Origin of the sequence: Butyrivibrio sp. AE3006 (genome assembly GCF_000424165.1) — a bacterium.
Lineage (GTDB): Bacteria > Bacillota > Clostridia > Lachnospirales > Lachnospiraceae > Butyrivibrio.
The window spans coordinates 44041-62726 of the sequence record NZ_AUJJ01000009.1 but is presented as its reverse complement, the minus strand read 5'-3'; the positions used below and the strand labels follow the sequence as shown (position 1 = coordinate 62726).

Genomic DNA, 18686 nt, shown 5'->3' with positions numbered 1-18686 from the left:
TACTTCGCCAAGTGCTCTCAGCCTTCAAAAAGTAAATCAGCGTATGTAGGGAAGGGCCAATCCTTCTTATCAACAAGCATCTCAAGCTTATCTGCAGGCTCTCTTAATGCCACCATTGCAGGCATTACCTTATCCTTGCAGTAGTATGCTCTCTTTCTGGTATCAGAGATGGTTCTTGCCTTCTCCTCATCCTTCTTAAGCTGATCAAGAGCCTTCTTCATAGCCTTTAAGTTATCTGAAATCTCCTTGAGCTCTGCCTTCTCAACAGATGCATCACAACCTGCAGCAGCGATTGCATTTATGTTGATTGCAAGAGTTCCTGCATACTTCATTACAGCAGGAATGATCTGCTTACTAGCCATATCTATCATGGTGAGAGCTTCTATATTAATGGTCTTTGCATAGGTCTCAAAGATGATCTCTTTTCTTGCTTCAAGCTCGGTCTTATTAAATACGCCAAACTTCTTATAGAGATCAACTGCCTTCTTGGTTGTAAGAACCTCTGCTGCCTCGATTGTTGAAGGAATGTTGGGAAGCTTTCTCCTTGCAGCTTCTGCCTTCCACTCATCTGAATATCCGTCACCGTTAAAGATTACTCTCTGGTGATCTGTAAGATATTCCTTGATGATATCATGTACTTCCATGTCAAAATCATCAGCCTTATCAAGTCTGTCTGCTGCCTCACAGAAAGCCTCGGCAACAATTGTGTTAAGGGCTGTATTTGAGCTTGCCATTGAATCCGAGGAACCAACCATACGGAACTCGAACTTATTACCTGTAAATGCAAAGGGTGATGTACGGTTTCTGTCTGTAGCATCCTTCTCAAATTCAGGAAGTGTTGAAACACCGGTCTTAAGCTTTCCGCCGCGCTTAGAGCGTCTTGCTTCACCTGTCTCAATAAGCTGCTGAACCACGTCCTCAAGCTGCTCACCAAGGAACATTGAGATGATTGCCGGAGGTGCCTCATCAGCACCAAGTCTGTGATCGTTTCCAACATCAGCAGCACTCTGTCTGAGAATGTCTGCGTGTGTATCTACAGCCTTAACGATACATGCAAGTACGAAAAGGAACTGAATATTTTCATTGGGTGTATCGCCGGGGTCAAGAAGGTTTACACCATTATCTGTGCAAAGAGACCAGTTGTCATGCTTACCTGAACCGTTAACACCTGCGAAGGGCTTCTCGTGAAGGAGACATCTCATGTTGTGATGCTCTGCCACTCTCTTCATGGTCTCCATGATGATCTGGTTATGATCTACAGCGATATTTGCTGTCTCATAAATAGGTGCAAGCTCATGCTGTCCGGGAGCAACCTCATTGTGCTGAGTCTTGCCGGGAACACCAAGCTTCCAGAGCTCGTCATTTAAGTCCTTCATGAACTCACCGACACGCTCTCTGATAACACCGAAATAGTGATCCTCCATCTCCTGACCCTTAGGCGGCTGAGCTCCAAAAAGAGTTCTGCCTGTAAAGATAAGATCAGGGCGCTGCAGGCTCTTCTTCCAGTCTACAAGGAAGTACTCCTGCTCGGGACCAACTGATACATTTACTTTTTTTGCTGCTGTATTTCCAAAGAGATGAACAATTCGAAGAGCCTGCTTATTAACAGCCTCCATAGATCGCAGGAGAGGAGTCTTTTTATCAAGAGCCTCTCCATTGTATGAGCAGAATGCTGTGGGGATGCACAGAGTAACACCTGCTCCGCTCTCCTTAAGGAATGCGGGAGATGTGATATCCCATGCTGTATAGCCTCTGGCTTCAAAAGTGGCACGAAGTCCGCCGGAAGGGAAAGAAGAAGCATCAGGCTCACCCTTAATGAGCTCCTTTCCGGAGAAAGATGTCATCATGTGTCCGTCGCCGCGGGCACTGGTAATAAATGCATCGTGTTTCTCAGCTGTGATGCCTGTCAGGGGCTGGAACCAGTGTGTATAGTGTGTAGCACCGTTCTCCATTGCCCAGTTTTTCATAGCGTTAGCAACTACATCCGCTGATGCAAAAGAAAGGTCTCCGCCATTCTCCATAACATCAATCACTTCTTTGTAAACACTCTTTGGAAGTCTCTGACGCATCTTTTCCAAAGTGAATACATTTTTTCCGAATAACTCTTCTACCTTGACCTGCTCGTTCATGCCTACCTCGTTTTCTATTAATGATTTGAAATTACAATATCGCAAATGATTGTACACTAAAAGAATAAAATACTCAATTATCAGATGCGGTATGTACTCTTAAAATATCATACTTCTCGGTTTCCTGATCGAGCTTTATATACAGAACTTCCTTGGGATGAGGGCAGCTCTCAACTTCCTCACCATTTTCATTTATTATTCCAAGTACCTTGGTCTCTATATCACGGCCATCGGGCTTCATGATCTCAATTGTATCTCCAACGGAGAATTTATTTCTCTGCTCTATTCTTGCAAGGCCTCTGTCGTCAACCTCTCCCACGATACCAAGATATGTGTACTCATTTACATAGGTATTGGCATCGTAGATCTGAGCTTCATCAGAAGGCTTACCAAAATAGAACCCTGTGGTGAACTGCCTGTAGGTACATCTTGAAATCTCATCAAGATACCAGGGCATGTTCTGTCTGTATTTTTCCTCTGACTCAAAATAGTCATCGATGGCTTTTCTGTAAGTTCTTGCAACTGTAGCCACATAAAGTGCTGTTTTCATGCGGCCCTCTATCTTACAGCTGTCAACACCAGCTTCAACCAGCTCCGGAATATGCTCTATCATGCACAGATCCTTTGAATTGAAAATAAAGGAGCCTCTCTCATTCTCATATACGGGAAGATATTCGCCGGGTCTTGTCTCCTCAACAACCGCATACTTCCATCTGCAGGGATGAGTGCACTCGCCGTGGTTGGCATCTCTGCCGGTGAAATAATTAGACAAAAGACATCTTCCTGAATAGCTAATACACATAGCTCCGTGAATAAAACTCTCTATTTCAAGATCATCGGGAATATTGTCCCTTATCTGCGCAATCTCTTTAAGTGAAAGTTCTCTTGCAGCAACTACTCTCTTAGCTCCAAGATCTGCCCAGAACTTATATGTCTCGTAATTCGTATTATTGGCCTGAGTTGAAACATGAATATCAATCTCAGGACAGATTCTTCTTGCCATCATGAACATGCCGGGATCTGCAATAATAAGCGCATCCGGACCAAGCTCTTTAAGCTCATGGAAGTATTCCTCTGCTCCCTTAAGATCATCATTGTGGGCAAGGATATTGGCTGTTACATGGACATGAACGCCATGCTCATGGGCAAATTTAATACCCTCTGCCATATCATCATGACTGAAGTTCTTTGCCTTTGCCCTAAGTCCAAAGGAATTTCCTCCTATATAAACTGCATCCGCTCCAAAAATTACCGCAGTCTTAAGTACTTCAAGGCTGCTTGCGGGTATCAGAAGTTCCGGTTTCTTTTTTTCTCTGCTCATTACTTTCCTCTTGCCGATAATCCGGCATCTTTCACTTTCTAAATTACAACTTATATGACAGCGCCATGCCATCACCAATATTTAAAATTACACTCTCAAGCTCAGGATCATGCTTTATGGCATACAGATAATCCCGCATTCTCTCATGTATGGTGCGGTTTCTTCTGGTTACGGCAAATCTAGATTCCATAACATCGCCGTCCTGAAGTACATTATCGGACACCAGCAGCCCTCCCTTTTTTAGGAGTCTCTTACAATCCGGTAAAAATGTCAGGTACTGTCCCTTAGCGGCATCCATAAAAATAAAGTCATAGGAATCAGACAGCTGCGCAAGAATATCTGCTGCGTCTCCCTCAAGAAGAGTTATCTTTTTATCCTTGTCATATTTTTCAAAATTGCTCCTGGCAACAGGAATTCTTTTTTCGAACTTCTCAATGGTAGTGATCTTAGTATCCGCATCTGTATACTCTGCCATCAGAAGTGCCGAAAAACCAACGGCGCATCCGACTTCCAAAATATTCTCAGGTCTTGTCATTGCCATTAAAAATTTCATAAGGCCCTGTGAGTCTTTCCTAATAATCGGAACGTTTCCCCCCAGAGCCTCTTTTTCCAGTTCATCCAAAAATGGAGCATTCCCTCTATCAAGAGAATTGATAAAGGTACGTATTCTCTCTTCGCTAATCACTTAGCTGCCTCCGCCTCTTTTTCCTCGATCGTCTTGGCACTCATAACACCTATGATCTCGTCGGCCTTCTGCGAAGGACTAAGCTCATAAGTACCGGCTGCGATCATTCCGTGATACTCAGAGAATCTCTCCTGAAGCCAGAAAAGATATTTATCATCAACTATCCCTCTGTTTTCAAGGAGTTCTGCAATATCCATAACAGACATCGATTCTGTAACTGAGATGGTAACCGTTCTGGTATCATACTCAGAGGCAGGTGACTGATTATAAATATGGTATCCGTAATCATACGCAACCTTTGCATATTTGGATATCATCATTATGGCTACTACAATGAGCAATCCCTTAAAGATGGTATCAAGTAAACCAAGTCCTACGCTTCTTGCACTCATAATAAAATCCTTTAGAAATTATAATCCATGATAATAGGAAGAATCATGGGTCTTCTCTTTGTCTTCTTCCAGATGAAATCCGAAAGGACATCCTTAACAATATTCTTTAACTTGTTCCAATCAGTTATACCACTATCGAGAGCCTCTGTCACCTCATCAAGGACAAGATCAGTTGCATAATCGATCAGCTGATCCGATTCTCTTACATATACAAAGCCTCTTGAAACAATGCTGGGGCCTGAAACAAGCTGAGCATTTTCCTTATCAATGCCAAATACGACGATGACAATACCGTCTTCAGCAAGTCTCTGTCTGTCTCTAAGAACCACATTACCAACATCGCCTACGCCAAGACCGTCAACCAGAATAGCACCTACAGGCACCTTACCTGTAACCTTGGCACTGTCTTCCTTGAGCTCAAGTACGTCACCGGATCTGATAATAAAGATATTATCCTTATCCATTCCAAGGCCCATGGCAATATTTTTCTGAGCAATGAGGTGCTTGTACTCTCCATGCACAGGAATAAAGTACTTAGGTCTTACCAGTGTATGGATGAGCTTGATATCCTCCTGGCAGGCATGTCCTGATACGTGAACATCCTGGAAAATAACATCTGCTCCCTTAACCAGCAGATCGTTGATAACATTCGTTACCGCCTTTTCATTACCCGGTATCGGGTGTGATGAAAAGATAATGGTATCACCGGGTCTTATGCTGATCTTCTTATGCTGACCGCTGGCCATACGACTAAGAGCAGCCATACTTTCTCCCTGGCTACCGGTTGTTATGATAACAGTCTTGTTGTCCGGATAGCTCTTAAGCTGTTCCACATCCACAAGAGTATTCTCAGGGATCTGTATACACTCAAGCTTCTGGGCAATATCTATTATATTTACCATACTTCGGCCTTCTACCGCAACTTTTCTTCCGAACTTGTAGGCCGTATTGATGATCTGCTGCACTCTGTCTACGTTAGATGCAAAGGTAGCAACTATTATTCTTGAATTAGCATGCTCTTCGAATAAAGTATCAAATGTTTTTCCAACAGTCCTCTCGGAAGCGGTGAAACCGGGACGCTCTGCGTTGGTGGAATCACACATAAGAGCCAGCACGCCCTTTTTACCTATCTCACCAAATCTCTGAAGATCAATGGGATCTCCGTAAACCGGTGTGTAATCAACCTTGAAGTCTCCGGTGTGCACAACTATACCCGCAGGCGAATAGATCGCAAGTGCCGCAGCATCTACGATTGAGTGGTTTGTTCTGATAAACTCTACTCTGAAATCACCAAGATTGATAGACTGTCCGAATTTTACAACCTTACGTCTTACCTTCTTAACAAGGCCGTGCTCCTCGAGCTTATGCTCAATAATGCCCATAGTAAGTCTGGTTGCATAAATCGGAACATTAAGTTCCTTCAGAACATAAGGAAGTGCACCAATATGGTCCTCATGTCCGTGGGTTATGACAAATCCCTTAACCTTATCTGCATTATTCTTCAGATAGGTAATATCCGGGATTACAAGATCTATTCCCAGCATGTCGTCGTCAGGGAATGACAGACCGCAGTCCACCACAATAATACTGTCCTCGTAACGGAAGGCAGTAATGTTCATTCCAATCTGCTCCAATCCTCCAAGGGGTATCACCTGAAGTCCTGAAGCATCAATATTCGTTTTCTTTTTATTCAATCGGTTTTCCTCCACATTCTTTACAATAACCGTAGAGTTTCACCTCATGATCGATAGCTTTAAAACCTGTTTTCTTCGATATCTTGAGTTCGAGGTTCTCCATCATGTCTTCCTCGAATTCAAATACTCTTCCACAGTTTACACAAATTAAATGATGATGGTGGTGCTTCTGACTGCCATCCTTTGACAGATGTACCAACTCATAGCGTTCTACTCCATCATCAAAGTTAACCCGATCGATAAGCTGAAGCTCTTTCAATACCTGAACTGTTCTATAAATAGTCGCAAGTCCTATCTCAGGATTCGACTTTTTTACCAAATCATAAATTTCTTCCACGGTAAGGTGTGCATCGGGATTGATTCCCAGTGTTTCAAGCACAGCAAGACGCTGCGTAGTCACCTTAAGACCGCGCTTTTTTAATAAAGCTTTAAATTCTTCGGATGTAAGTATCTCTCTTTGTGTCTTATTATTCTTCAAAATCCACCCCCGGATTTATAATAAGAATTAATCAAGGCCGATATCGTCCTCTTCCAAAAGCTTTCTGAAAACAACCGCAACTGCTTCCAGTTCCTTATCATCTTCTACTATGGTGTAGTTCGCTTCCTCATCACCTTTTTCGGAATCATCTCTTAAAATCAGAGCTTCGCCATCACCATCTTCTACGTCCGTAACCAAAATATAGGATTTTGCTCCTATCACGGTCTGTTCCAACACGAAAAAGTCCACGGGCTCCTCACCCTCCGGACGAAATGTAATTTTTTCCATATTTTGTTTTGCCTCTTTCTAGCCTCTGTTGTCCAGATAATCCTGCAATATGATCTGAGCGGCTATCATGTCGACGTACTCCTTGCGATCGGCTTTCTTTATGCCGACTTCATCCATTATGGCGTCTGCTTCCACCGTCGTAAGTCGTTCGTCCCACATAATAACGGGAAGAGATGTTCTTCTCTCAAGCTTCTCCCTAAATTCTTCAGACAATCCTGAGCGCACTGATTCAGACTGATCCATGTTCAGCGGAAGTCCAAGCACTATCGTCTCGACATCATACTCCTGGATCAGTTCTTCTATACGCGCCAGCGTCTTACGAAGCTTATTCTCTTCTTTTCTACGGATAATCTCCTTGGCCTGAGCCGTTAAAAGCAGCTCATCGCTGATAGCGACTCCCACGGTCTTGGAGCCGTAATCCAAACCCATTATTCGCATTATTTTCTGGACCAGTTGTTGTTCTTAATATACTCTGTGAGCATCTCTTCTACGAGCTCATCACGTTCTACCTTCATGATCAGACTTCTGGCACCCATGTGGCTGGTGATGTAAGTAGGATCACCTGACATGATGTAACCAACAATCTGATTTACCGGATTGTAACCCTTCTCAAGAAGTGCCTCATATACTATTGAAAGTACCTTTTTGACACCAGTCTCCGGCTCAACATCAACCTTGAAAAATTGTGTGTTACCTAAATTCTGATCTGCCATTCACCTTTTCCTCTTTTTTCTTTTTATATCCAAATGTACTCTCAGTACATTTAAAGCCCGTGTCACAAAAACACTTATCGCATATTACATAGTTAATTTAATATTAACCCATAAATATTAAATAAGCAATGTATCGTCAGAAAGGAATTCTTTTATCGTTCCCTCTGTGATATCTCCGCTCTTAATATTTTTATCTGCTGCCACCTGCTCAGGTATGGCAACGCGTACATATCTTGAAGTAAAGCCGATAAGGTATTTACGGCCTTTTATCTCTTCAATGTCTTCCCAAAGGATCTTCTCTGTCATACCGATGAAGTTCTGACGATAGCTCTTTGACTGCTCCTTTGTCATGGTCAAAAGAACGTTACTTCTCTCAGTTTTTTCTCTGTCTGTAAGCTGATCCTCCATCTTTGCTGCAACAGTGCCTTTTCTTGCTGAATACTTGAAAACATGCATCTCATAGAAATTGATATTCTCCACAAATGCTCTGCTCTCTTCAAAGGTCTCCTTGGTTTCTCCCGGGAATCCAACGATTACATCTGTAGTGATGGCCGGCTTATCGTAGGCAAGCCTTAGCTGTCTTACACCTTCTGCATATTCCTCAGCAGAATAGTGCCTATTCATCCTCTTTAAGGTATCGTTACTACCGCTTTGGAGCGATAAGTGGAAATGAGGACAAACCTTGGACAGCGACGCCATTTTCTGTGCGGACTCCTGAGTAATGATTCTGGGCTCAAGAGAGCTTAAACGGATTCTCTCGATCCCTTCAATATCATTGAGCTTCGTGAGGAGCTGTAAAAGCTCGCTCTCACCTCTATCAAGGCCATAGGAACTGATATGGATACCTGTAAGAACTATTTCTTTACAGCCATCCTTAGCAAGAAGCTCAACCTCATTGAGAATATCCGCTTCCTGTCTGCTACGGATCCTTCCTCTTGCATAAGGGATTATGCAATAAGAGCAGAACTGATTGCAGCCGTCCTGGATTTTGATGTAAGCCCTTGTGTGTCCGGGCATCCTTGTAAGCTCCATATCCTCATATCTCTGAGAAGGATCGTTGATATCTGTCATGCAAATTCTTCCGGGGAGCTCTTTTGCAGCAGCTTCTTCCTGTTCTTTGAAATACTCATCAAGGATACTTACTATATCGGCCTTTTTATTGTTTCCGACAATGATATCGATGGATTCATCCTCTTTAATCTTGTCCTTGTCGGTCTCAACGTAGCAACCACAGGCAACAACAACGCTGCCGGGGTTCTTTCTTTTTGCCTTATGAAGCATCTGTCTGCTTTTATGATCTGCTATCTGGGTTACGGAACAGGTATTTATAATATAAATATCGGCCAGTTCATCAAATGCTACAATCTTATATCCGTTTTCTTGTAACTTTTGTCCCATCACATCGGTCTCGTACCTATTTACTTTGCATCCGAGGCTATGCAGTGCGACACTTTTCATATTGAACCTCCATTATTTTTGACGTTTCTATCATTGACTTTTAACGTCCTTCCGTTTACTATTAAGGAAAAGAAGGAGGTATTTGCGCAATGAAAACCGTAAAAATTTCTTTAAACTCTATCGATAAGGTTAAGTCTTTTGTAAATGATATTACAAAGTTTGATTATGATTTTGACCTTGTATCCGGTAGATACGTAATTGACGCAAAATCCATCATGGGTATTTTCTCACTCGATCTTTCAAAGCCGATCGACCTTAACATCCATGCTGAAGATGGCGCCGATGAAGTACTGGCAATCTTAAAGCCATACATGATCTAATCAGATCAATTATCTAGAAAGCTACTGAAACCTGTGACTTCCGTCACAGGTTTTTTTAGTGTAATGTTTTAAACTTCTAACTCTATGATCTCATCTGTATCAAGAGCAGTCTGAACTAATTCATCTATCTTTTCAACAAGACGTTTTTCATGTGCTCTGATAACTTCAAGGCGAGGCTTGGTTACAGGGTGCTTTGCAACAAAGATTGTACAGCAGTCCTCGTAAGGAAGGATTGATGTCTCATATGCACCGATCTTAAGGGAGATGTCTACGATGTCCTGCTTGTCGAAGGCGATGACAGGGCGATATACGGGCATGTCCTGGACAACCTCGTTGGTAGCCATAAGTGACTCCATGGTCTGTGATGCCACCTGGCCGATGCTCTCACCTGTAATAAGTCCGATGCACTTATTCTGAGCAGCAATCATGTCTGCAATTCTCATCATATATCTACGCATGATGATAGTAAGCTCATCATGAGGACACTCTTTATAGATATACATCTGAATATCGGTAAAGTTGATTACGTGAAGTCTTACCTTACCTGTGTATTTTGCAATTACCTTCGCAAGGTCAACAACCTTCTGCTTTGCTCTCTCACTTGTATAGGGCGGAGCATTGAAATAAACAGCTTCTATCTCAACACCTCTTTTAGCTATCATATAGCCTGCAACAGGGGAATCGATTCCGCCTGAAAGAAGAAGCATTGCTTTTCCGCTGGTACCGATGGGCATTCCGCCGGGTCCGGGGATGATCTCTGAAAAGATATTTACCTTCTCACGGATCTCAACACTTATAAGAATATCAGGATTTCTGACATCAACCTTCATCTCAGGATAAGCATCGAGAACCTGAGCACCGATCTCAGCTGCTGCCTCCATTGAATCAAGGGGATATGTCTTATCAACACGTCTGCACTTTATTTTGAAGGTCTTGTTCTTGTCAGGATAAACTCCATCTATGAATTTGATGACCTCCTGTGAAAGGCCGTTTATATCAGGAAGCTTGTTATCTCCGTCTCTCTCAATGCAAACTGCGGGGCAGATACCTGTTATTCCAAATACTGTCTGAAGCGCTGCAACGGTCTCATCAAAATCAAAGCCTGCTGCGTTTAGATATATTCTTCCTGAAACTCTGAATATACTAAATTCGCCTTCACATTTTTCAAGGACTCTCTCCATCTGCTTAACAAGAGCTTCCTCGAAGAGATATCTGTTCTTACCCTTGATACCTATCTCTGCATACTTAATTACAAATGCATGGTACTGCATAATTTCTTCCTTCCTAAAATACATACCACAATGCAGTCCTGTGTTCTCAGGAATACATTAAAACTACTAACGTTAACCTGTAAGCTTCTAAACTCATCTTCTTGCAAACTGTCTGAGCATAGGGACTATCTCAGCAAAAGCCTCTACCGTATCATCTATCTCCTGCTGCGTAGTGAACTCTGACATACTAAGTCTAACTGTACTGTCAAGAAGCTCCTTTGGGAGACTTACTGCCTTCAGTGTAGCAGATACGCTTGGATGATTTGTTGCACATGCGCTTCCTGCAGATACATAAATCTCCTTATCCTCCAGAGCATGAAGCAGAACCTCTGCTCTTACGCCCTTGACAGATACGCTTACTATATGTGGAGCAGTCTGCTTTATTGCAGCATCAAGTTCTTCATCAGAAAGTTCTGAAACATTCTTATCTCCGGCAAAAAGTCCGTTTATTCTGATATCCGGAAGCTTTTCTGTAAGTCCCTTAATCAGTCTCTTCTTAAGAGAATAGAGTTTCTCTGACTTTTCATCAAAATCCTTGTATATCATCTCTGATGCAAGGCCAAGTCCTGCTATTCCGGGGACATTCAGCGTACCTGAACGAAGTCCTGCCTGCTGACCTCCACCATAGCTAATGGGAACGAGTCTTACTCCTGATCTTATATATAAAAAGCCTACGCCCTTAGGTCCGTGAATCTTATGTCCGCTTACAGACATCATATCGATTCCGGCCTGTTTAAGGTTAAAACGGTACTTACCATAGCCCTGAACTGCGTCCACATGGAAAAGAATATCCGGATTTTTCTTGTGGATTATCTGGGCAGCCTCCTCAATGGGCTGTCTTGCACCAATTTCGTTATTAACTGCCATTATGGAAACAAGGATGGTATCTTCTCTGATGGCGCTTTCAAGTTCTGCAAGGTCAATTCTGCCATCTTCTCCTACACCGAGGTAAGTCACTTCAAAGCCCTGTTCCTCAAGATATTTCATTGTATTTAAAACCGCAGGATGTTCAATCGCTGTAGTTATAAGGTGCTTTCCAAGCCTGTGCTTAGCCATGGCGCCGCCGATTATCGCGGTATTATCTGACTCTGTTCCGCCGGATGTAAAAAGAATATCCCTGGCATTTATTTTAAGAGTCTTTGCAATCTGCTCAGCTGCCTGTTTTGTATAATTCTCTGCCACAACACCCATGTGATGCATGCTTGATGGATTACCGTAATCCTCTGTCATTGTCTTAACAACAAGATTGGCTACTTCTCCATAAACCCTGGTGGTTGCGGAATTATCTAAATAAATTTCCATTACCGTTTCCTTACTAATGCCGGTTGGCAATCAATTACAATTCAAACTTCAAAAGTATACATTAACCACGCCAGCATTGTAAAGCCCGCAGTTTCAGTTCTGAGGATTCGCTTACCCATAGTGATTGTCTTAAATCCGCTTTCACCGGCAAAGGCCACCTCTTCATCGGAAAAGCCGCCCTCAGGGCCCACAAAGATTCCAACACTCTCCCCGGGCTTAATACTCTCAATAACCTTCCTGGTATAATCCATACCCTCAGCCATCTCATAGGGAAGGAGCTTTACATCTATCTGCTCAGCATACTTAACAGCTTCCTTATAGGACATTGGCATGGTAACCTCAGGAATAACGCCGCGCTTACTCTGCTTTGCCGCAGCCTCTGAAATAGCATTCCATCTTTTCACTTTAGATGCCGCTCTTTTTTCATCAAGCTTCACAACGCATCTTTTCATGGAAACAGGGATTATCTGATAAGCTCCAAGCTCAACTGCCTTCTGAATGATAAGCTCCATCTTATCTCCCTTGGGAAGCCCCTGGAAAAGATAGATCTTTGAAGGAAGCTCTGCGCCGTTTTCTTTTACGAAACGCAGCTCGCCCACAAGCTGTGAATCCTCAATGGATTCTATACCGAATCTATACTCTTTTCTTCCGGAAAACTCATCCTCTGCTCCGGGAATTCCATCTTCATCCCTGATGCTTACGAAAAACTCCTCGCCCACCTTCATTCTAAGGACGTTTACCATGTGATTGAAATCATCACCGTCTATAATTATTTTCTTTCCATCATCTATAAACTGAGCGCTGTCAGCAAAAAAATGGTACATTTCTATTTCCTTCCATTACTTTTTGGAGATTACTGATACCCATTCTCCCTGTCTTGTCACTTCAAGTATCTCAAGGCCTGCATCCTTGTGAGCCTTTACAATAACTTCCTCTTTTGCCTCGATAATTCCTGAAGTGATGTAAATTCCGCCATCCTTAAGGAGTCCCGGAACAATAGGAGTAAGAGGAACCAGTACATAGGGCAGAATATTGGCAACAACGATGTCATACTTACCGTAGCCAACTTCGTCCTGTACCTTTTTATCGTCTATGATATTGCCGATGATAAGATCAAAATCCTTATCCTCTATATCATTCTGCTTCTTATTATCTGCAACCGCAGGCTCAGAGCAGGGGTCAAGGTCTGTTCCCACAGCATGTCCCGCGCCAAACTTAAGAGCCAGGATAGAAAGAACGCCGCTTCCTGTTCCAATATCAAGAATCTCCTCGCCGCCCTTAACATATTTTCTAAGTGCTCTTATGCAAAGCTGTGTGGTCTCGTGCATACCGGTTCCAAAAGCAGTACCGGGATCGATATGAAGGGTGATATTGGCTTTTTCCTTATCCTTCTCGCTGGGCTCCTCCCAAGACGGAATTACAAGAACATCATCCACAAAAAACTTATGGAAATACTGCTTCCAGTTATTTATCCAGTCCACATCCTCTGTTATATCAACAGATATTGTGCCATCTCCTATGTCGGAGAATTCTCTGAGCTCATCAAGAACTTCCTTGATGTTGGCTTTCATTTCATCCGGGGTTCTGAAAACTTCAACCTCATTGCCGTTTTCATCATACTCATGAAGTGTGAGGATATTCTCATCGCTTACTTCCACAAAGAAGTTGAGGTAGGCAACGCCGTCTTCACCGGGAGCAACAACAGCACAGCTGTCAACTCCGGTCTCTTCATCATCAGCATCCTGGAGATCATCAGTAAACATCTGCTCTTTATCGGCAGCGGTAAGGGGCGCATTATCTTCAATCTGGGCACCCTCAAGGCCGATATCCATCATGCTGCTAACAATGATATCCTCCGACTCCTCATTAGTCCTTATTCTAAACCTCATCCATTTCATAGTTTTCTCCCGTCCGCCTTTAACACATGAATATTCCTCTCAGCTGACGCTCTCGCTCGATCTCGCGCGTAGCGGTACTAAGGCGCCATAATACGGCACCTAAGTACCGACGCGCTCAAACGCAGCTTCGTGAAACATTCATGTTCCAAGGCTGGTATGTGATAAATATATAATATAAATTGTTTGTTACTCGATTATATAGAGGCAGCAATGCTCTCGTAAGGTGAATTTTTTGGTAATCTAAATAAATTAAACCAAAGAGCGTTCGGCGTCGCCTCTGCCGAAACCGCCAAATACTGTGGAATAGTATCCGGGGGTTAAGGTGGTCATTTCAAAAGTTGACTCCACTGAATAGGTGGTGCCGGTTTCTGCTGCTATATCGATGCCCTTTAGGACTTCCATGCAGTGGAGGCCGTACTCTTTGCTGCATCTGTTACTTCTGCCTGCGAGAATTGAGTAGGCAAGCTCTGCTACGCCGACGCCTCTGCTTCCGTAGTGGTCGAAGGGCATGGGCTCTGAAACTTTGTTTTCGCCATTATATCCATGGGTAAAGGGAAGTGTTACCCAGTCGTTCTCTGCCAGCAATATCTCTGTCTTACCGTTAAAAGTATCGGGATTTCCCACCTTCATTATGCCATTCGTGCCGAAGAGCATTATCAGATTCTGCTCATTGTTTATGGTATTTCCATTTACGTGAAGGCTTATAAGGGCTCCGTTTTCGAATTTTAGAGCCGCAGAAACCACATTGCTGCCGGGAATCTGCCAACTGTCCTTCTTTTCATCTGTAAAAAGAAGTTCCCTCTCGTGAACCGGTGCAGGACTTGTAAATGCCCTTATCTCCTTAACAGGTCCAAGAAGAGTTACGAGGGTCGCCACATAATAGATACCTACATCATAGGGAAGGGCTCCGCCATCTTCCTGCAAAAATCTAAAGAGCTCAGAGTTAAGATTCTGATTCCTGTTAATGGAAACAACGCCGCCTGTTACGTCGCCTATCATCCCTCTCTCAAGTGCAAGCCTTGCGGTCTGAGTTCCTGCACCGAGGATAGTATCAGGAGCTACGCCGATGAGAAGATTCTTCTGCTCTGCCAGCTCTACCAGTTCCCTTGCCTGATCCACATCTGTGGTGAACATTTTCTCTGTATAAACATGCTTCCCCTTAAGGAGCATCTTTTTGATTATATCATAGTGGGCAGGAGCAGGAGTAAGTACAACCACCAGCTCGATCTCCGGGTCTTCCGCCACTTCATCTATAGTCATGGCTTTTGGAATTCCGAAAAAACCGGCCTTTTCTTTTGCCTTGTCCACAGTTCTGTTAGCGATTGCCACAAGATCCGTGACACTAAAAAGCTGTGCCAGGTTCCTGATATAGATATCGCTTATCATTCCGCATCCCACAACTGCTGTTTTCAATTTTCTCATTTCGCTCATGCTTCCCCCTTATCAGCTAAAGTTCTGCCTTATCATTTAAAGTTCTGCCATGGTTTTCAATAATAGCACCAAGCTCCGCCTATCACAAATCACTGATGCATCAGCTCATAGCTTACAAAAGCTACATATCTGCTATCCTCTGACCAGGAATTAACATTTATTGACCCCTGTCCACCAAAGAAGGACAACAGCTTTTTCTTATTATTTCCATCATAGTCCATGAGCCAGAGCTCCACGTTCATGTTTGGAAGATGCTCATTAGGATCAAGCTCATCCTTTGCGTAGGAAAGGTAAATTACCCTCTCTCCATCCGGGGACACATGAGGGAACCAGTTATTTCTCTCATTATCCGTCATCTGAGTCAGGTCGCTTCCATCCCGGTTCATTCTCCAAACCTGCATAAGCCCTGACCTTGTGGAGTTCATCCAAATACGCTTTCCATCGGGAGAATACTCAGGACCATCATTAAAGCCGCCCATTGTAACCCTCTTTTCAGAAGGAGCATCCTCTCCCTCTTCCGGAACTTCTATAGTATGAATATCTACCTGCATGCCATCATCCTGCATTCTAAATGCGCAGTAGGCAAGCTCTTTTCCATCAGGACTCCATCCATGCAAAAAGCTGGGAGTATTGGGAGTAATTAACCTTGGCTCGCCTCCCTCAATAGGAAGGATATATATCCTGGATGTAAAGCCCTCTCCCTTTGCCCCGTGGCTTACCGCAATATATTTTTCATCGGGAGACAGCACATGGTCATTATTACAGTTATCGCACTCTCCGCTTGGAATCTCTTTAGTCTCCCCGGAATCAATTTTGTAGCTCCATATTTTTCCTTCAGAATTAAAAATCAGAGTGTCTGTGCTTTTAACCCAGTTAGGCGCTTCTATCACCTTATCGAATTTATGCAGCACCTTAACTTTTCCTGTCACAGTATCAAGGATATTTAAATAGCTGACAGAATCATCCCTGCACTGGGACAGAAATGAAAAGCTCTCTCTGAAATGCTTAAGGTCATCCATGATATCCCCGTCAGAGCTGTCCTGATCGGCAATCTGAATTAGTCCATTAGCCCTTGCAAATTGGAAAACGGAAGCTACATCAAGGTCTCCGTCGCCTATTCTTACTTCCTTATAGCTGCCGTCACTATCCTTCTTAAAATCCTTATAGTGTACCGACTTTACAAGTTCCTTATTCCTCCAAAGAAGAGAAACGGGATTCTCGCCGGCATGCATAGCCCAGCCCACATCCACCTGAGCATAGACTTTACCAAGGCATATCTCAAGCAAATACTCATAGGCACTTAAGCCATTTATCTTTGTTTTTATGTCATCATCTTCGTTATGTATAAGAAGCTGACAGCCTATCTCCTCAAGCCTCTCTGCCAGAGCTCTGTATTCAAAAGCAGCAGCCTGTAAGGCCTCTTTAGTAAGCTCCTTCGGGCTCTTTACAACATACTGCTTTATTCCGTATTTTTTACCAAAAGAGACTATCTTATCCATGTCGGCCATGATGTCTGATGAAAAAAGATGGCATGAATAGACACTGATCCCATATATATCAAACAGCTCAGATAACTTATCATACCTTTCCATTGGAACGATCACATTGTCAAAGCCTTCGATAACATCTACCGAAACACAGGGCTCAGCCAGTTTATAACCGGCATCAGATAACTGCTTTACAGTTTCCTCGCTGCATCCCTTTTTACTGAATACCCCAAATAACATAGCGGAAAATCTCATGCTGACCTCCTATAAAGAACCAAGACAACAGTTTGCAAAAGAAATACGATGTGTCCATATATATGACACCAGACAGATTAATTCGTAAGTAAAATTACCTCTAATAATTTTAGCACAACTCATTATTACTGTCGCTTACCAGGGCATTTAAGGAAGTCATATGAATTCTATTTTTCTACTAAAATACCCATCTGAGGCCTTAACCGCAGATGGGCAGATAATTAGTCATATAAGCAAAGGGGAATTATTTCTTCTTACCGAAGAATCCACCCTTTTTCTTGCCGCCGTTATCGTTATCACCATCGGAAGCTCCTGTGATGGTATCGGCTGCATGAAGACTGTCTCCTGTCTTCTCATCGAACTGCTTAAGAAGTTCCTTTGCTTCCTTAGAAAGCTTGTCAGGAACCTGAACAACCAGAGTAACATAGTGGTCACCACGGATGTCCTTGTTTCTGAGGGTAGGAACACCCTTGCCGCGAAGTCTTACACGGGTATCTGTCTGAGTTCCTGCCTTAACATCATAGAGCACCTTGCCATCAACAGTATCAATAGCTACTGTTCCGCCAAGAGCTGCAATTGCATAAGACATAGGAACTGTTGAATAAATATCATAATCCTGTCTCTGGAAAATAGGATGATCTGCAACAATAACCTCAACAAGCAAATCTCCTCTGGGCCCTCCGTTTCTTCCGGGCTCACCCTTTTCACGGATACGAACGCTCTGTCCGTTATCTATACCTGCAGGAATTGTAACCTGTATTCTCTTGTTGCTTGAAACATAACCTGTTCCGCCGCAATCTGAACACTTATCTTTAATAACCTTACCGCTTCCGCCGCAGTCAGGACATGTCTGAACATTCCTTACTGTGCCAAAGAAGGACTGCTGTGTAAATACAACCTGGCCCTTACCGCCGCACTTAGGACACATCTGTGCTGTTGTGCCGGGCTTAGCGCCTGTTCCTTTACATGTAGGGCAGGGATCCTTGAGTCTAAGATCAAGCTCCTTCTCACAGCCAAATACTGCCTCTTCAAAAGTAATGCGAACGCTGGCTCTGATATTAGCACCCTTGGCAGGACCACTTCTTGCACCCTGGCTTCTTCTGCCACCGCCGAAGAAATCACCAAAGATGTCACCAAAGATATCGCCAAAGTCTGCGCCGCCAAAGTCGAATCCGCCATATCCACCGGCTCCGCCTTCAAATGCCGCATGACCGAACTGATCATACTGACGTCTCTTCTCAGGATCACTAAGAACCGCATAAGCCTCGGATGCTTCCTTGAACTTATCAGCAGCTGTAGCATCACCTGGATTCATATCAGGGTGATACTTCTTTGCAAGTACGCGGTATGCTTTTTTAATCTCATCATCACTTGCACCCTTGCTTACGCCAAGGACCTCGTAATAATCGCGTTTCTGTTCTGCCATGTGTCTCTCCTAAATCTATAATAAAGTTATGCCTGGAATTATCCGGTAATTTACCGGTCTTGAATGAGCCAAGCCATGTGATTACTAAAAGCCCAATCCATAGTACATTATGTATTGGGCATTAGCAATCTTTATATT

The 18686-nt window shown here is 43.3% G+C and carries 18 protein-coding genes; 1 reads left to right on the top strand and 17 read right to left on the bottom strand.

Annotated elements, in window-relative coordinates; all coding sequences use genetic code 11:
- Window positions 1–17: 17 nt before the first annotated feature.
- The 10 genes from G603_RS0105680 to mtaB all read right to left on the bottom strand — a co-directional run bounded on the left by G603_RS0105680 (window position 18) and on the right by mtaB (window position 9158).
- Window positions 18–2129, bottom strand: a complete 2112-nt coding sequence (locus G603_RS0105680; protein ID WP_026669589.1) for a glutamine synthetase III family protein — start codon at window positions 2127–2129, stop codon at window positions 18–20.
- A 73-nt stretch (window positions 2130–2202) separates the two neighbouring features.
- Complete coding sequence (locus G603_RS0105675; RefSeq protein WP_026524810.1) at window positions 2203–3450, bottom strand: peptidase U32 family protein; 1248 nt, start codon at window positions 3448–3450, stop codon at window positions 2203–2205.
- A 43-nt stretch (window positions 3451–3493) separates the two neighbouring features.
- Entirely contained in the window at window positions 3494–4135 is a 642-nt protein-coding gene (locus tag G603_RS0105670; protein ID WP_026669588.1) for an O-methyltransferase, read from the bottom strand.
- Window positions 4132–4527: an endolytic transglycosylase MltG gene (locus tag G603_RS0105665; RefSeq protein ID WP_026669587.1), complete on the bottom strand. Its 396-nt coding sequence runs from the start codon at window positions 4525–4527 to the stop codon at window positions 4132–4134. Before G603_RS0105665 ends, G603_RS0105670 begins: the two co-directional genes overlap by 4 nt.
- Before the next feature lie 11 nt (window positions 4528–4538).
- On the bottom strand, window positions 4539–6221 hold the full coding sequence (locus G603_RS0105660) for a ribonuclease J (RefSeq protein WP_026524813.1): 1683 nt from the start codon (window positions 6219–6221) through the stop codon (window positions 4539–4541).
- The gene (locus tag G603_RS0105655; RefSeq protein ID WP_242834841.1) at window positions 6214–6699 is read right to left on the bottom strand and encodes a Fur family transcriptional regulator; all 486 of its coding nucleotides are present in this window, start codon (window positions 6697–6699) and stop codon (window positions 6214–6216) included. Before G603_RS0105655 ends, G603_RS0105660 begins: the two co-directional genes overlap by 8 nt.
- A 27-nt stretch (window positions 6700–6726) precedes the next feature.
- Entirely contained in the window at window positions 6727–6987 is a 261-nt protein-coding gene (locus G603_RS0105650) for a DUF1292 domain-containing protein (protein WP_026669585.1), read from the bottom strand.
- An 18-nt stretch (window positions 6988–7005) separates the two neighbouring features.
- Window positions 7006–7425 carry a Holliday junction resolvase RuvX gene (gene ruvX, locus G603_RS0105645; RefSeq protein ID WP_026669584.1) on the bottom strand — a complete coding sequence of 140 codons (420 nt, stop codon included), beginning with the start codon at window positions 7423–7425 and terminating at the stop codon, window positions 7006–7008.
- A complete protein-coding gene (locus G603_RS0105640; RefSeq protein WP_026496050.1) occupies window positions 7425–7700 on the bottom strand; it encodes an IreB family regulatory phosphoprotein in 276 nt (91 codons plus the stop codon). Before G603_RS0105640 ends, ruvX begins: the two co-directional genes overlap by 1 nt.
- 117 nt (window positions 7701–7817) lie before the next feature.
- Entirely contained in the window at window positions 7818–9158 is a 1341-nt protein-coding gene (gene mtaB / locus G603_RS0105635) for a tRNA (N(6)-L-threonylcarbamoyladenosine(37)-C(2))-methylthiotransferase MtaB (protein ID WP_026669583.1), read from the bottom strand.
- Between the two features lie 89 nt (window positions 9159–9247).
- On the opposite strand from mtaB, the gene G603_RS0105630 reads away from it, so the two are divergent.
- Complete coding sequence (locus G603_RS0105630; RefSeq protein ID WP_026496052.1) at window positions 9248–9478, top strand: HPr family phosphocarrier protein; 231 nt, start codon at window positions 9248–9250, stop codon at window positions 9476–9478.
- 68 nt (window positions 9479–9546) lie between these two features.
- Here G603_RS0105630 and thiI read toward each other — a convergent pair whose 3' ends face one another.
- The 7 genes from thiI to dnaJ form a co-directional block, all read right to left on the bottom strand.
- Window positions 9547–10749, bottom strand: a complete 1203-nt coding sequence (gene thiI, locus G603_RS0105625) for a tRNA uracil 4-sulfurtransferase ThiI (protein WP_026669582.1) — start codon at window positions 10747–10749, stop codon at window positions 9547–9549.
- Window positions 10750–10842: 93 nt separating this feature from the next.
- A complete protein-coding gene (locus tag G603_RS0105620) occupies window positions 10843–12051 on the bottom strand; it encodes a cysteine desulfurase family protein (protein ID WP_026669581.1) in 1209 nt (402 codons plus the stop codon).
- 41 nt (window positions 12052–12092) lie between these two features.
- Complete coding sequence (locus G603_RS0105615; RefSeq protein ID WP_026669580.1) at window positions 12093–12875, bottom strand: RsmE family RNA methyltransferase; 783 nt, start codon at window positions 12873–12875, stop codon at window positions 12093–12095.
- Window positions 12876–12890: 15 nt separating this feature from the next.
- A complete protein-coding gene (gene prmA / locus G603_RS0105610) occupies window positions 12891–13949 on the bottom strand; it encodes a 50S ribosomal protein L11 methyltransferase (protein ID WP_026669579.1) in 1059 nt (352 codons plus the stop codon).
- 249 nt (window positions 13950–14198) lie between these two features.
- Window positions 14199–15380 carry a Gfo/Idh/MocA family protein gene (locus G603_RS19365; RefSeq protein WP_051207522.1) on the bottom strand — a complete coding sequence of 394 codons (1182 nt, stop codon included), beginning with the start codon at window positions 15378–15380 and terminating at the stop codon, window positions 14199–14201.
- 89 nt (window positions 15381–15469) lie between these two features.
- Window positions 15470–17122 carry a TIM barrel protein gene (locus G603_RS21905; RefSeq protein ID WP_081669842.1) on the bottom strand — a complete coding sequence of 551 codons (1653 nt, stop codon included), beginning with the start codon at window positions 17120–17122 and terminating at the stop codon, window positions 15470–15472.
- Window positions 17123–17366: 244 nt separating this feature from the next.
- A complete protein-coding gene (gene dnaJ, locus G603_RS0105595; RefSeq protein ID WP_026669577.1) occupies window positions 17367–18548 on the bottom strand; it encodes a molecular chaperone DnaJ in 1182 nt (393 codons plus the stop codon).
- Window positions 18549–18686 lie beyond the last annotated feature (138 nt).